16 protein-coding genes are annotated in these 15,489 nt (G+C 41.3%); 3 read left to right on the top strand and 13 right to left on the bottom strand.

All coding sequences use genetic code 11. From position 1 onward, the window contains the following. Positions 1-310: 310 nt before the first annotated feature. The 5 genes from AN395_RS04995 to rplU form a co-directional block, all read right to left on the bottom strand. Positions 311-688, bottom strand: coding sequence for a DUF3718 domain-containing protein (locus AN395_RS04995; RefSeq protein ID WP_004587925.1), 378 nt, complete (start codon positions 686-688; stop codon positions 311-313). Between the two features lie 78 nt (positions 689-766). Beyond that, a complete protein-coding gene (gene folA, locus AN395_RS04990; RefSeq protein ID WP_054982282.1) occupies positions 767-1,258 on the bottom strand; it encodes a type 3 dihydrofolate reductase in 492 nt (163 codons plus the stop codon). Between the two features lie 72 nt (positions 1,259-1,330). Continuing rightward, on the bottom strand, positions 1,331-2,482 hold the full coding sequence (gene cgtA, locus AN395_RS04985) for an Obg family GTPase CgtA (RefSeq protein ID WP_004587923.1): 1,152 nt from the start codon (positions 2,480-2,482) through the stop codon (positions 1,331-1,333). A gap of 136 nt (positions 2,483-2,618) precedes the next feature. Next, positions 2,619-2,876: a 50S ribosomal protein L27 gene (gene rpmA, locus AN395_RS04980; protein ID WP_004587922.1), complete on the bottom strand. Its 258-nt coding sequence runs from the start codon at positions 2,874-2,876 to the stop codon at positions 2,619-2,621. Positions 2,877-2,892: 16 nt separating this feature from the next. After that, positions 2,893-3,204, bottom strand: coding sequence for a 50S ribosomal protein L21 (gene rplU / locus AN395_RS04975; protein WP_004587921.1), 312 nt, complete (start codon positions 3,202-3,204; stop codon positions 2,893-2,895). A gap of 421 nt (positions 3,205-3,625) precedes the next feature. Here rplU and ispB point away from each other — a divergent pair, with 421 nt between their 5' ends. Further along, positions 3,626-4,597: an octaprenyl diphosphate synthase gene (gene ispB, locus AN395_RS04970; RefSeq protein ID WP_054982281.1), complete on the top strand. Its 972-nt coding sequence runs from the start codon at positions 3,626-3,628 to the stop codon at positions 4,595-4,597. A 94-nt stretch (positions 4,598-4,691) separates the two neighbouring features. Here ispB and mdh read toward each other — a convergent pair whose 3' ends face one another. Then, on the bottom strand, positions 4,692-5,624 hold the full coding sequence (gene mdh / locus AN395_RS04965; protein WP_004587919.1) for a malate dehydrogenase: 933 nt from the start codon (positions 5,622-5,624) through the stop codon (positions 4,692-4,694). Positions 5,625-5,849: 225 nt separating this feature from the next. Here mdh and argR point away from each other — a divergent pair, with 225 nt between their 5' ends. Next, complete coding sequence (argR, locus tag AN395_RS04960; RefSeq protein ID WP_004587918.1) at positions 5,850-6,317, top strand: transcriptional regulator ArgR; 468 nt, start codon at positions 5,850-5,852, stop codon at positions 6,315-6,317. Here argR and AN395_RS04955 read toward each other — a convergent pair. The 7 genes from AN395_RS04955 to AN395_RS04920 form a co-directional block, all read right to left on the bottom strand. After that, complete coding sequence (locus AN395_RS04955) at positions 6,314-7,213, bottom strand: Dyp-type peroxidase (protein ID WP_004587917.1); 900 nt, start codon at positions 7,211-7,213, stop codon at positions 6,314-6,316. The two genes, argR and AN395_RS04955, sit on opposite strands and share 4 nt — an antisense overlap. A gap of 43 nt (positions 7,214-7,256) precedes the next feature. Continuing rightward, positions 7,257-8,303, bottom strand: coding sequence for an ABC transporter ATP-binding protein (locus AN395_RS04950; protein ID WP_054982280.1), 1,047 nt, complete (start codon positions 8,301-8,303; stop codon positions 7,257-7,259). Continuing rightward, a complete protein-coding gene (locus AN395_RS04945) occupies positions 8,304-9,935 on the bottom strand; it encodes an iron ABC transporter permease (protein WP_054982279.1) in 1,632 nt (543 codons plus the stop codon). Then, entirely contained in the window at positions 9,935-10,939 is a 1,005-nt protein-coding gene (locus AN395_RS04940; protein WP_054982278.1) for an extracellular solute-binding protein, read from the bottom strand. The genes AN395_RS04945 and AN395_RS04940 overlap by 1 nt, the downstream gene beginning before the upstream one ends. A 775-nt stretch (positions 10,940-11,714) precedes the next feature. Then, complete coding sequence (locus AN395_RS04935; RefSeq protein WP_029773351.1) at positions 11,715-12,401, bottom strand: tRNA-uridine aminocarboxypropyltransferase; 687 nt, start codon at positions 12,399-12,401, stop codon at positions 11,715-11,717. 130 nt (positions 12,402-12,531) lie between these two features. Continuing rightward, positions 12,532-13,700 (bottom strand): IS3 family transposase gene (locus AN395_RS04930; RefSeq protein ID WP_095206617.1). Its coding sequence is split into 2 segments (ribosomal slippage): positions 12,532-13,430 and positions 13,430-13,700, totalling 1,170 coding nucleotides; the frame shifts between segments, so codons are not numbered across the junction. Between the two features lie 252 nt (positions 13,701-13,952). Continuing rightward, positions 13,953-14,642, bottom strand: a complete 690-nt coding sequence (locus AN395_RS04920; protein ID WP_004588943.1) for a DUF3334 family protein — start codon at positions 14,640-14,642, stop codon at positions 13,953-13,955. 116 nt (positions 14,643-14,758) lie between these two features. Between AN395_RS04920 and cmoA the strand changes: the two genes are divergently transcribed. Beyond that, positions 14,759-15,484, top strand: a complete 726-nt coding sequence (gene cmoA / locus AN395_RS04915) for a carboxy-S-adenosyl-L-methionine synthase CmoA (protein WP_004588942.1) — start codon at positions 14,759-14,761, stop codon at positions 15,482-15,484. The last annotated feature ends 5 nt before the right edge of the window (positions 15,485-15,489 follow it).

Genomic DNA, 15,489 nt, shown 5'->3' with positions numbered 1-15,489 from the left:
ATTGTTTAAGCGCGTAGACTATTAACTATTTATGACAATTTTATGTAACTCAGGGAAAACACTTATATTTGCGGCAAATATACGAGTAAAGGCTTAGCGAATACAGCGCCTTTATTAAACCAACCGACCTAAATTTATATGCTATTAAAGATAAGAAACGCGGGTTAATTACAAGGTGAGAGTTTCATCACTTAAGGTTCAAATTAAAATAGGCTTAATACAGCTATCACCATTACTAAAGCGCTGCGTATTAGCTAACGCCAGGCACAAAAAAACCGCGACCAGCGCGGTTTTTATTTTATTGTGTTAATTAAAGGCCAGCACGGTCTTTAATTACAGCAATTAACGGTGAGCCACCGTGGCCATTGCCTTCAGCCCATGCTATATCAGCGCCATCAGACAGTGCGCTTTTTGATAAGTTTTTAACTATGTACTCGCCCGAGTCAACAGCGTTACTAACTACAGCATGGCGAAGTAAATTATTACCATTACATTGAATAGCATCGTAAATATTGCGAATTTTTACACGTGAGCTTTTTAGTTTACTACGTAAACGGTTTTTATCATCAGCTGCGATATATTCACAAATAGATACTGCTAATTGATCATTGGCTTTAGCAGGCACGGTATACATTAACGAACCAGCAGCAACGGCTGTAATAACAATTAGCTTTGACAATTTAAACATGAAACACCCTTTATGGTACTTTTTACCTATGTTGATTGTCTAATATTGTACCAACCTGCTGTAAGTTTCGCAATAATGTTAATCTTTTTTATATAAAGTTACGAATTTATAACTATATTGATTCTTTTCGTCGGGTTTATTTGCCTGTTCGTCGACGTTTTCCCACGTTGCTACCGCTTGGTAATCTGGAAACTGCGTATCCCCTTCAACCTCTAAATCTATAAAGGTTAAATATAAACGATCGGCACTTGGTAAAAACTGCTGATAAATATTACCACCGCCAATTATCATCACCTCTTCTTCGGCTTTAACCAGCTCTAGCGCAGCCTCTGGGGTGGTGACCGTCTCAATACCTTGAGCGTTATACTGGCTATTACGGGTAATAATTATGTTGCGACGCCCAGGTAAAGGACGACCTATCGATTCAAATGTTTTACGCCCCATAACGACAGGTTTGCCTGTTGTTACCTTTTTAAAATGCTGTAGATCGGCGGGTAAATGCCACGGCATTTTATTATCAAGACCAATTACACGGTTGTTTGCCATTGCGGCGATCATTGAAATTATCACATCAAATACCTAGTACTTTATTCTTAAAAAATAAAAAAGGAGCTTATGCTCCTTTTTAAAATATGTTTTTTATTAACGCTCGTAGACCACTTCTACATCGTAGTCGTCTTCATCCCAGTCGTCCCAATCATCATCATCGCCTTTGGTTGCTTTTTGATGGTAGGTATCCCACTTGAACTCAACTTCTTCGTCTTCAATCTCAACGAACTTCTCTTTAGGCATGCTATCAAGTAATGCCATAATATCGTGAATTAATGGCTGAGTATTAAGCTTATTGACTGCTGAAATACGGTAAACGTTTTCTTCTTCACCTAGCTCTTGCGCAATTTGCTCACACAAAGCTTGCGCTTCATCTTCTGGTAATAAGTCTATTTTATTAAACACTAACCAGCGTGGCTTTTCAGCAAGCTTAGGGCTGTATTGGTGTAACTCGTTAATAATGGCAAATGCATTATCAACAGGGTTTGAACCATCAACAGGCATAACGTCAATCACGTGTAACAATACACGACAACGCTCTAAATGCTTCAAAAAGCGAATACCTAGGCCAGCACCGTCTGAGGCACCTTCAATTAAACCCGGAATATCGGCTATTACAAACGATTTGTTAGCCTCTGGGCGCACAACCCCTAAATTAGGAATTAGCGTGGTAAACGGGTAATCAGCTACTTTTGGCTTTGCTGCCGATACACTGCGAATAAACGTTGATTTACCTGCATTTGGCAACCCTAATAGGCCTACATCGGCAAGTAGCATAAGCTCTAATTTAAGGTTACGAACTTCACCTGGTGTACCTAACGTTTTTTGACGTGGAGCACGGTTAGTACTTGATTTAAAACGTGCATTCCCCAAGCCATGGAAACCACCTTTTGCAACCACAATTTTTTGACCATGCTGCGTTAAATCGCCTAACGCCTCTTGAGTGTCAACGTCGGTAATACGTGTACCCACAGGTACTTTTACTACCAAATCTTCGCCCTTTTTACCTGTACAGTTACGGCTTTGACCATTAGTACCACGCTCGGCACGGTGAAAACGCTCAAACTGGTAATCAATTAGGGTATTTAAGTTTTCATCAGCTTGTAGATAAACACTACCACCGTCTCCACCGTCACCGCCGTCCGGGCCACCGTCTGGTACATATTTTTCTCGACGGAAAGACACGACACCGCTGCCGCCGTCACCAGCTTCTGCGCGAATTTCTACTTCATCTACAAACTTCATGATTACTCACTTTAGGGATTGGCTTTAATTTAACTATTATATACCCAAGCCAACGTAAATGCAGGCTTGGGTATATATTTGACGTTTCTGAAAACAAAAAACCCCGCAAAGGCGGGGTTTTTTACTACCTTACTGATTACTCAGCTACGATAGTTACGTATTTACGGTTTAAAGGACCTTTTTGTTCAAATTGAACTTTACCATCTGCTTTTGCGAAGATAGTGTGGTCTTTACCGATACCTACGTTTGCGCCAGCGTGGAAACGAGTACCACGTTGACGAACAATGATGCTACCCGCTAGAACTGATTCGCCACCAAAACGCTTAACACCTAGGCGTTTGCTTTCTGAATCGCGACCGTTACGAGTACTACCAGCTGCTTTTTTATGTGCCATTTCTAAGTACCTCTAATTAAGCGCTAATGCCAGTGATTTTAACTTCAGTGAACCATTGACGATGGCCCATTTGCTTACGAGAATGCTTACGGCGTCTAAATTTAACAACCTTAATCTTCTCACCGCGACCATGTGAAACAACCTCAGCTGTTACTTTACCACCGTTTACGAACGGTACACCGATCTCGATTTTCTCACCATCAGCAACTAAAAGTACTGAATCAAATTCAACTGCTGCACCAGTTTCAACGTCTAATTTTTCAAGACGAATCGTTTGACCTTCAGTCACACGATGCTGTTTACCACCACTTTGGAAAACCGCGTACATAATTAACTCCGTCTGTGCGCCCTCAAATCGACGCAACTAAAATATTCTTCGATAGGGCGCGAAGTTTACGCTAATGCATAAAAACTAGCAAGCCTATTTTGTAATTAAAATGAATAAAAAGTAGCTGCATTGAGAGCAATTCAATATTTCCCCCATTTTATATTAAATTGCCCTGTTGCCAAGCGCTTTTTAGTGCAAAGACAAAATAAATTTACGTGTCGCTATGCCTACTCCAGAACCCATTGACTGCGCAATAAATAGTCGCGCTTTGAGTGTGAAATATACAATTAAATACCCTAATTAAGCGCTAATTAAGGTTTTTAACTCGGTTTTTTTAATGAATCGTCACAAAATATCGAGCTAGTGCTTTTTTTGTTGTACAATCGGCGCCGTTCACACATAAAAATTGGCTCGGAGATCAATGGATATAAAAGCTATCCAGGCGTTAATCGAAAGCGATATGAATGACGTCAATCAACTTATACACGCGCAAATGCGCTCAGATGTGGCGTTAGTCAATCAACTTGGTTTGTACATCGTTAACAGCGGCGGCAAACGCGTACGCCCGATGCTGGCAATATTGGCAGCAAGAGCTTTGGGTTACCAAGGTAAAGATCACATTACTTTGGCAACGATTGTTGAATTTATTCATACTGCAACACTATTACATGATGATGTTGTTGATGAATCTAACCTGCGCCGTGGTACACCGACTGCAAATGCCGAATTTGGTAATGCTGCCAGCGTGCTGGTTGGGGATTTTATTTACACCCGCTCGTTTCAACTTATGGTGGGGCTGGGCAAAATGCAAATTATGCAAGTGCTTGCTGATGCCACCAACGTGATTGCTGAGGGTGAAGTATTGCAACTTATGAATTGCAACGACCCTAATACCACCGAAGCAAGTTACATGCAGGTTATTTACTCTAAAACGGCTAAATTATTTGAAGCCGCTACAGGGCTTGCAGCTATTATTACCGAGCAAGATAACAGTGTGTTAGATGCGCTTAATTTATATGGTATGCATTTAGGTACTGCTTTTCAGTTAGTTGATGACGTGCTTGATTACAACGCAGACGCTGACCAATTAGGTAAAAATATTGGTGATGATTTAGCAGAAGGTAAGCCAACCTTACCGCTAATATATGCGATGAAGCACGGCAGTGATCAGCAAAGAGCCCTTATTCGTGATGCCATTGAGCATTGCAATGGTATGGATAACCTTGAGGCTATTTTAACGGCACTTAAACAAACCAACGCACTTGAATTTACAATGCAAAAGGCGCAGCAAGAAGCAGACAAGGCCATTGCCTGTTTAGACTTTTTAGCAGAGTCGCAGTACAAGCAAGCGTTAATCAGCTTAGCGCGTATAGCTGTAGAGCGAGATCACTAACTTTGCAGCCTCCCTTAATTAGTGTTTAAGGGCCATAATTTTCGAGCAATAAAAAAGCCTGCATAAGCAGGCTTTTTTGTGCATAACTTGGCTATTACGCCATGAAATCAACACCTTCTTTGATGTCTTTTTTCAGAGTTTCAAGCATGTCGTTTTTAGCTTTTTCTTCAAATGCGCTTAGCTCGCCGTAAGAAAGAATTTCTTCTACGCCGTTTGTGCCTAAACGTACTGGGTGAGCAAAGTACTCTGCATCGCCATTTTCAACAGCAACGTATGCGTAATCTACTACGTCTTCACCTTGTAGGCCTTTAACTAAAGACATACAAAAACGTGCTGCAGCAGCACCCATAGATAATGTAGCTGAACCACCGCCCGCTTTAGCATTTACTACTTCAGTACCTGCATTTTGGATACGTGGAGTAAGTGTAGCTACTTCTTCTTCAGTGAAGCTTACGCCTTCAACTTGAGAAAGTAGAGGTAGAATGGTTGTGCCTGAGTGGCCACCAATTACTGGTACTTTAACGGTTGCTACGTCTACGCCTTTAAGCTCAGCAACAAATGCTTCTGAACGAATTACGTCAAGCGTAGTGATACCAAATACGCGCTTAGCGTCGTAAGTACCTGCTTTTTTGAATACTTCAGCAACAATTGGCACAGTGCCGTTTACTGGGTTAGTGATAACACCCACTAACGCTTTAGGACAGCTAGCTACAATGCCTTCTGCTAATGTTTTGATGATACCTGCGTTTACGTTAAATAAATCCGCACGATCCATACCTGGTTTACGTGGCATACCCGCTGGGATAAGTACGATATCACACCCTTCAAGCGCTTTATTTAAATCGTCTGCGCCAAAACCTGCTACTTTAACATCTGTAGGGATGTGAGATAGGTCAACCGCAACACCTGGTACAACTGGTGCAACATCGTAAAGTGATAATTCAGAACCAGCTGGTAAGCCTGTTTTTAATAATAAAGACAACGCTTGACCGATACCGCCTGCAGCACCTAATACAGCAACTTTCATTGGAATTCTCCGTAATTTGAGGTAGGAAATATTTGTGGCTCTTAAGATAATGAAATTAGCGACTAAAAACAAATTTATCCTGCTTATTTCAGGTATATTTTCGACCATAGTTGTAAACTTTGTTGGTTTATCGCAGCAAACTGGCAAGTTAACTAAACAACTGCTGCATAATTATTCATTTTTGTGTAGAATTTGCATTATAAATAACAAAAATGAATAAAGACTATGCAACCACAAGACAAACAAGAAGCGCTGGTAAAAGCGTTTAAAGCACTTTTAAAAGAAGAGAACTTTGGCTCGCAAGGCGAAATAGTTGAAGCATTAAAAGAGCAAGGCTTTGACAATATAAGCCAAAGTAAGGTGTCGCGCATGCTTAGCAAGTTTGGCGCTGTGCGTACCCGTAATGCTAAACAAGAAATGGTTTATTGCCTACCCGCAGAAATGGGCGTACCGACTGCTAAAAGCCCACTACGTCAGCTTGTTATTGATATTATGCATAACGAAATGATGATTATTATAACCACCAGCCCAGGCGCTGCGCAGTTAATTGCCCGCTTATTAGACTCACTAGGCAAAGCTGATGGTGTATTGGGCACAATTGCCGGAGATGACACTATTTTTATTGCGCCAGCAAAAATATCTGAAATAGACATTACACTAGAGCGCGTACGTATTTTATTTGATACGGTTTAAAGCTGTTTTAAAAAACTAACTGACGGCGCAAAAAACGCTGAGCCCATATCGGCTTGAGTAAAATCAAGCCAGTGGTCGTAACACTCCCCTTTTCCTATGCGGCTGTTAAGTACCTTTTCAAACGCACTTCCCGATGCTGAGCATGTAATACTTAGCATGCCTTGCTCGTAAACATCGCCATACGGCATGCTTTGGTTAAGCAGTATTGCTTGGCCGCTCTCATCTTTTAGCTCACTTCTAGTCGCGTGGCTAGTATCTACCTTTGGCTCAATTAAGGTGTTATCTAAACGTGTGCGCCCCATAATGTGTTCTTGCTCGCTTAGTGATAAATGCTGCCATACGCTCAGGTCATGCTTATAACGCTGTACATGAATATAGCTGCCTTGGTGTTCAAAGCTGTCGGGGTTATTAACCAGTGCCGTGATTCGTTTTTGGCGTCCATGTGGGGTGTCGCCTGCATAAATAAAGCCGTTAAAGTCTCGCCCATCTAAAAACCTAAAATTGCGAATTTGTTCAACCAGCTCTACATCGGGCGAAAACAACTTTAATATTTGCAATGCAAAAAGGTGATTAACATCTTCTCGGTCTGAGCGAATTTGTATGAATAAATCACATGGCTGTACGCGCATAACAAAATCACTGTGATTTATATTAGGAAAGCTTTGCAGCTCGCTTGGGATATATTCAGGTAGTATATGCGGCCAATATTGCGCGCCTATAGCCACCATGCAAGAGAGCATGGCTTCGGAGAACTGATCACTAAACTCTTCTTCAATTGCGCTTACGCGCTTAAGCTTTGCGCGCAATGACTCGTCTTGACCATCAAATACATTAAAAAATAAATGCAAACCGTGTAAGTTTGCTTCAGCACAAATCCCAGATTGCGCTTGCGCCATTGTTATTCCTTAGCTTTATAAAACACAGCGAATAACACATTTGTTATGATTCGAAAAAATTCACCGTGTGAGGTTTTATTTTTATTATAACCTGCTCATTTATTTCAAATGACTGGCCATATTGTGCGGCAACTTCAATCTCTTGCTCTGCAATTACAACAGTGTAAACATAAGCCGAGCCTATAAACCGACGGCTTAAAATGCTCACACCTTGAGGGTTATCGGCCTGCGTATTTTGCGCAAGCTCAATATGGTGTGGACGAATATACACCACCCCTTTTATTGCACTGTGCGTATGCTCATGCTGCGATTGCACGACACCAAAAGGCGTTGTGTATTCAGTTGCCGTTAACACTTCTGCGCCTAAGTATATGCCCTGACCCAGAAACTCTGCAACCTCCTTTGTCTTTGGCATGGCAAAAAGCTGCTCTGGTGTACCTTGTTGGGCTATTTTTCCTTGGTGCATAATGGCTAGCGTGTCTGAAAACGCAAAGGCTTCTTCTTTTGAGTGGCTAACAAATACCGCAGAAACCTGCTGCGCTTTAATAATGCGCCTAATATCAGCAATTAACTCAAAGCGTACTTGGGTATCTATGTTCGAAAAAGGCTCATCAAGAAGCAATAAACTAGGCTTATAAGCCAAAGCCCGCGCAATAGCCACGCGTTGCTGCTGGCCACCCGATAGCTGATGAGGGTAGCGTTTTGCACACCCCGTTAAATGCACTAGCTCTAGCATTTCCTCTACCCGTTGCTGTTTTTGAACTTTGCTTACTTTACCCAGCCCAAACGCAATATTATCGGCCACACTGAGGTGCGGAAACAGGGCATAATCTTGAAACATCATCCCTATATTACGATGCTCTGGTGATACAAATGTATGCTTATCGCTTACACATTTACCGTCTATAAATACACTACCTTCATTTATTTCAATAAGGCCTGCAATTGCTTTTAAGGTGGTTGTTTTACCGCAGCCGCTGGCCCCGAGCAAACACACAATTTCGTCTTGACCCACCGTTAAATCTAAATTGTGTAGCACGTGCGTGCCACTGTAGTGATAACCCACACCTTGTAAATTTAAACGGCTCATTTAACTGCGTTGCTCCATAGAACGATTAATAAAATACAAGGGGATCAACCCAACCAAAACAATAAATAAAGCGGAAATAGAAGCAAGCTCAAGCTGCTCATCGCTCACGTATTGAAATACATGTGTGGCTAAACTTTCAAAGTCAAAAGGCCTTAAGAGTAATGCGGCTGGCAGCTCTTTCATACACTCAATAAATACAAGCAATGCAGCTGTTAAAAGACCTCGACGTAATAAAGGAAGGTGCACTAAGCGCAGTGTTTGCCCTTGGCTTTTACCCATAGATTGGCTAGCCATATCCAGTGATGGACTAATACGTACAAAGCTCGATTCTATAGCACCGTGCGCAATGGCATAAAAGCGCACTAAGTAAGCCACTATAATAGTGATAATGCTGCCGGTTAGTAATAAACCTATATCTAGGTTGTAGCCCTCAAGGACTGTATTTATTGAGTTTTCTAATGCGCTAAGCGGTAATAACACAGCAATAGCCAGTACCGTACCTGGCAGTGCATAGCCGGTACTCGCTAAGCGACCAGGTATTAAAGAATAGCCTTGCTTTGCCACACGCTGATAAAAAACGATTAGTGTAGCGAGTATTATGCTGGCTACGCTTACAATAATAGCTACTTTTAAACTTTGCCACGCGTAACTAAAAAATGCCGTGTTCCACGCTTTATCAAAGTAAGTTATTGCATAATTTAGTAATACCAACATAGGTATAATAAAAGCAATGAGCAAAATAACACTGCAAAATGACGTAGCCAGCCATGCATGTTTACCTTTAAGTTTGTATAACGACTCGCTATTAACACCTGATTGACGCTCAAACACGGCTTGGTTACGCCGACTAAAGCGCTCCGCCATTAAAGCTAAAAACAGCAGTAACAGCATAACGCCCGATATTTTCGCTGCAGCCGTGAGTGAGTAATAACCAAACCATGTATCGTACACAGCGGTGGTTAAAGTGCTCACTGCAAAGTAACTTACCGTTGCATAGTCGGCCATGGTTTCCATGCTTATGAGCGCAAGGGCTGCCACAATTGAGCCACGTGAAAGCACTATGCTTACTTTAAAAAAGCTTTGCCAAGGCGATAAACCCATTAATTGACTAGCTTGCACTAACTTAAATGACTGCTCTCGCAGTGCGGTTTTAAAAATTAAAAATAAATACGGATACAACACAAGTGCGATCATCACCATAGCGCCGGGCAAAGTGCGAATATCAAAAAACCAATAATCCGTTGGCGAGTGCCAATCAAACCACTCTCTTAGGGCTATTTGCACAGGGCCTGCGTAATCTAGCAAATCGGTATACACATAGGCTATTAAATAGGTAGGCATTGCAAGGGGCAGCATAAGCGCCCATTCAAATTGCTTTTTGCCGGGGAAGGAGCAATACGCACTGAGCCAACCAAGCGGTAGCGCAATTGCACAGCTAAGCAGGCATACGCCAAAAATAAGCAGCACAGTATTAGTAATATAATCCCACAGCACGGTATCCCACAGATGAGAAAATACCTCTGAGTCGCCTTGTAAAGATTCATATATCAGAAAAAACAGCGGGGCCGACAATAAAAGCCCTGTCGACCAAGCAAAGAGCTGCCATTTAGACAGCTTAAATATAAAATTCATTAAAGGTCGAACTTCACCTCATCTATTAGCTTAAGGGCTAACGGACGATATTTACTGATCTCATCAAGTGCTAGGCCATCTTCTTTAAAGCTTCCCCAAGAGGCGACTAAACTTGATAGCTCAACGCCTTGCTTAACCGGGTACTCCATATTTACAGATGCATACATATTTTGTGCTTTGGTTTCGCTCATAAACTCAATAAGCGTAAGGGCATTATCAGGATTTTTTGCATATTTAGTAATGACAGCACCCGAAACATTTATGTGTGAGCCGCGATTTTGCTGATTAGGAAAATTAATATAAACAGACTCAGCCCACGCTTTTTGCTCGTCGTCTTGAAGCATTTTGCCAAGGTAGTAGCTATTACCTAAAGCAAGATTACACAAACCTTCTTTTACCGCTTTTACTTGCGCGCGATCGTTACCTTGTGGCTTACGTGCTAAATTAGCTTTAACACCTTCTAACCATGTTTTAGTTTTTTCCTCGCCGTGATGAGCAATCATCGAAGCAACTAAGCCAAGGTTATAGGGATGCTTGCCAGAGCGTGTACAAATTTGTCCTTTATACTGTGGGTTAGCCAAATCTTCGTAGGTGAGTTCAGGTAATGCACCTAGGCGCTCTTTTGATGAATACACATTACGAACCCGCTTAGTTAATGCCACCCACTGCCCGTCGCTATCTCTATACGACGCAGGAATATTGCTTTTAATGCGATCACTTTTAATACTTTGCGTTAAATTGAGATCTTCTAGCTGAATAAGCGCACTAAAATTAGATGTTAATACTAAATCGGCTTTACTGTGTTTCCCTTCACGCTTAACACGCTCTATTAACCCTTTTTTTGCAAAAACCACATTCGTTTTAATGCCTGTTTGCTTAGTGAAGTCAGTTAAAATAGGTTGAATTAAAAACGGTTGACGAAAAGAGTAAATATTAACAACATCGCTCGCAAACGCAGGCGAAGCGCTAATAATACAAGTAAGTATAGCCAGTGCAGTTCTCATATCAATTTACCTAAATAGTAATTATTTACAGGGGATTTTATCGTGATACGTGAAAATATACACTCTTTACATAAATGTAAATAAGTAATTAATGACCAAAAAGGAAATACCGCGTAAGACATCTCTTACAGAGCTGACAGCTAATGAGTAAAAAAACCTATAACAACCCAGAAGAACCAACCTAAACACTTGTTTTTATTTAATTTGTTATAAATACTCATTTTTTATAAGTAAATCCATAGCCGTTTTAACCTATTTTAGTTGCACCAGCACGCTACAATTACTACATCAACCAAGCAGTGATGCTTATCGAGTAAAAGGAAATGGACTGCTTACTCGAACAACCAATGATTAGGTTACTACGGACAACACGGAAATTAGGACAGGCTCAGGATGAGTATCGCAATGGATTGTTGCACAAAGGAACGTATCAGGACGATACAGCAAGGATAACAACAGCGGATAGTTGTTTAACAGGATGTGATAGGAATTAAATGGACAGGCCCTTGAGGCAACACAATGGAATTGTAAATTAATGGACTGCACTAGGATGTGCCAAAAGGAATAGGTAATAGTTTTTACCACTACAGGATGTACAGGGATTTAAAGGAGATAGGCCCGGATAGCCTAAATTACATAGAACTAAAAAGTAATATCGTAATCACATGGATAAGTAAAAATTGGAGTTGATTAAGTTCAATTGCAGGATGCAAAATTAGAAGATTCCGCAAGCGCGCCTAGAGATAGAGCGCGCTTTTCTTTGCCTAAAATTAAGTTACTGCGGCCTGCCCTTATTTCGCTTACCAAGTAAGTACGCATCACGAAATTTTATAAAGTGCTGTTCAAGCTTTAAGGCGGCATCTTGCTCACCTGCGAGCGCTAACACCATAATGCCTACCTCAGCAGTGCCTAACTGGTATGCGTGAGGTGCAACGCGTAAACGGTAATCTGATAGTTTATCAGCGGTGATCGACAACACCGGTAAATTATCTAGATACGGGCTTTTGCGGATCATTTTTTTAGCTTCGCGCCAGGTGCCATCTAAAAATATAAATAATGGCTTTTTGCCAGGTTCAATGTTTACTTCGGTGGTTGCCCTGCCCGGCTCTACATCTTCAGCTGGAAATATCACCATAGGTTGATAATCAGCGTTGTTTAATAAAGCTAATAGCTCAGCGCTTGGCTCTGTTCTGTCCCATCTAAATGCATAGTTGTCAGGGACTATTTCAGCAATTAAACGCCCTGTGTTTGACGGTTTAAAGCTTTCATTATGATACATTAATAAACACACGCCAGCATCGCACTGCGCTTGTTCTACCCCCTCACATATACAGTAATGCTTAGCAATTAAACACTGCTCACAGCGATCCATTTTGCCGCCACGGGCATTAAATTCGCGGCGCGATTCGCTGATTTGCTGAGCACGCAAAACTAATACTGAGTTATGTTGGGGATTTTTCAAGGGGGCTATTACCTAAAATTTGTTCGGCGCGTATTGTAGCTAAAATAAAAGGGAATAGATATCAGCTATCAGCTATCAGCTATCAGCTATCAGCTATCTGATCTGACCCCGATAAAGTAGACACGGGGTTTTAATTCATTGATTCATATTGTATGGGGCTAACATTTCCAATCGTCCCATGCATTCGCACTGAGTTGTAGTAATTCTCAATATAAAAACGACTTTGTATTGTCATTTCGCTACGGCTCAGTTCATTTAGATTACTCATCCATTCTTTTTTGTACTGAGCAAAAAAACTTTCTGAACAGGCATTATCCCAGCAGTTCCCCTTTCTCGACATGCTAATCGTTACACCTCGCTTGTTCAACCACGATATAGTCTCTTTAGCTCGATACTGGCTCCCTTGATCTGAATGAAACAGTAAACGTTGCCCGTTCGGCTTGCGCACATTCCAAGCCTTCTTTAGTGTTTTAATCACTAAAACCGCATTATTAATTCGACTTGTTGCCCAGCCCACAACTTTGCGTGAGTATAAATCTAAAATGACACATAAGTACTGCCAGCCTTCTTTACAGCGCACCTGAGTTATATCCGATACCCATACACTATTAGGCTCTTCAACATCAAATTGACGAGCAAGTAGATTCTCTGTCGTTATAAAACCCTGCTTTTTATTACCACTGGTGTAGCGACGCTTACCTGATTTAGAGCGATAACCTACGCTTTGTAATAAACGCTGCACTCGGCCTTTACTGCAATCATATCCGTCGGCTATGGCGGCTTGCCACAATTTTCTGTAACCAGGTATGCAGTGCTCTTCATTACTTCTTTTTATTAAAAACTGAAGTAAAAAATCATTTTTTCTTTCAACTGGATTCGACGACTGTTTCAACCATTTGTAATACCCAGCCTTAGAAACAGATAATAACTTACATAACTTGCTTACTGTTTTCTTCACCGTCGTGGTCTTATGAATATATTGAAACCTTATTCTTTTAGACTGTCGAAGTAGGCCCTCGCCTTTTTTAGTACGTCGTTCTCCAACTGTACGTCCTCAAGCTGCTTTTCAAGGTTACGAACTTGACGTTCAAGGTCTTTATATGACTTTTCTGGACCATGGTTTTTAAGTGGCTTAAGCTCTTTTCTTGAGGTCATTTTACTTCTCCAACTTGACAGCATATCGGGATGAATACCGTATTTATTAGCGGTCATTTTAACGGTACCGTGTGAGTCTAGTGACTCCTGCACCACTTTTCTTTTAAATTCCTCTGTATGTTTACGAAACGCTTTTACTTTCATGAGAACTGACTCCTAAATAGGTGTCTACTTTTATGGAGTCAGATCANGTCAGCGGTCAGCGGTCAGCGGTCAGCGGTCAGCGGTCAGCGGTCAGCGAAAAATAAATACAACCTAACTCGTAATCAAAGTTCTCAATAAAAAAACGCGATATAAAATCGCGTTCTCTTTGGTAACTTTTCTACTGACCGCTGATAGCTTAAAACTGACAGCTCAAAAGCACGTTGGGTTTCGCTTCGCTCAACCCAACCTACATTACAGCCCTAGCTCAGCCATAAAGTCATCATCGGCATCATCTTGTTCTGCTTCTTTTGACTTAGCTTTTGCTTTTTCGGCCTTTTGCTTAGCTTCGTTTTCGATAATGTCATCAGGGTCTATCGCTTCTACAATGTCAAAGTCATGTAGTTTAATAAACTCTGTTTTATCCATTGCCAGCTCTAGGTAAAAGATATTTTGGTTGCGCGTAGTAAAGGTTACGCGGCGTGCTTGTGGACGATCCATAGTGGTATCAACCGATATTTGCACTTGTTTATTAATCGCCATCATTTTTGGCTGGTTTTGCGTAATAGAGGTATGTAACTGCTCACGCACTTTAGAAGTGAAGTCACCAACAATTTGGTTCATCAGCTCGCCCATTACATTTGAAACGTCATCTGATAAATGACTGTGGGCAATTTCTTCTTCAGGCATGCCCATATTGCGCATGTAATCGCCGTAAATTTCCATTGCCGCTTGCGCTGTAAAATTAGTGACTACCAGCCCTGTAAAGCCACCATCAAATAATACAAAACAGCCAATGTCTGGACGCATACAGGTGCGCGTTATTTTTTGCACCATAGCCGAGTAGCTAATTTCGTTACCACTGGCTGATGACAGAACACCCGTCACTGAATGACATAGGGTTGCTAATATATCGTCTGTGCTAATTACCTTACTTTTGCTCATTTAACGTTCTCTTTTATACTTATTATTCATAATTCTAGCCAAGCTACTGAATTTATCACTGACTATCCAGTATAAAATGTTAAAATAGTGCCATTATTTTTAAAGAGACTGCCTTAGTGAGTATAAAAGACAGTATTTACGCCTCTGAGCAACAAGTAAAAGATTTTAGCTTCGACCAAAATGTGGTTGAGGTTTTTCCGGATATGATCCAGCGCTCTGTGCCTGGGTATGCCACCATTGTAAGCACTATGGGTAAATTGGCCGGTGAATATGCGCAAAGTAATTCAAACCTTTACGATTTAGGCTGCTCGCTTGGTGCAGTTACCCTAAGTATGCGCCGTAATATTCGCACCGATAACTGCCACATTATTGCTGTAGATAACTCACAAGCTATGGTTGAGCGTTGTAAGGTACATTTACAAGGCTTTAAGTCAGACGTGCCTGTTACAGTAACTTTAGGCGATATTAACGAGCTTGAGATTCAAAATGCGTCGGTAGTGGCCATGAATTTTACCTTGCAATTTATTCCGCCTTTACAGCGCCAAGCCGTGCTTGAAAAAATTTACGCTAACTTAAAACCCGGTGGCGTCCTGCTCCTTAGCGAAAAAATTAAAGCCGAAAACGAGCAGTGCGATAATTTATTAATCGATTTGCACCACGACTTTAAACGCCACAATGGCTACTCAGAGCTTGAAATAAGCCAAAAACGTACTGCCATTGAAAACGTGATGCGCCCCGATACGCTAAGCACTCACTTTAATCGTTTAAGCGACATTGGTTTTAGCCAAACGCAGGTGTGGTATCAATGTTTTAATTTTTGCTCAATGGTAGCAATTAAATAAAGAGA

Origin of the sequence: Pseudoalteromonas sp. P1-30, from assembly GCF_001400005.1 — a bacterium.
Lineage (GTDB): Bacteria > Pseudomonadota > Gammaproteobacteria > Enterobacterales > Alteromonadaceae > Pseudoalteromonas > Pseudoalteromonas atlantica.
This window is presented reverse-complemented; position numbering and strand designations above follow the sequence as displayed.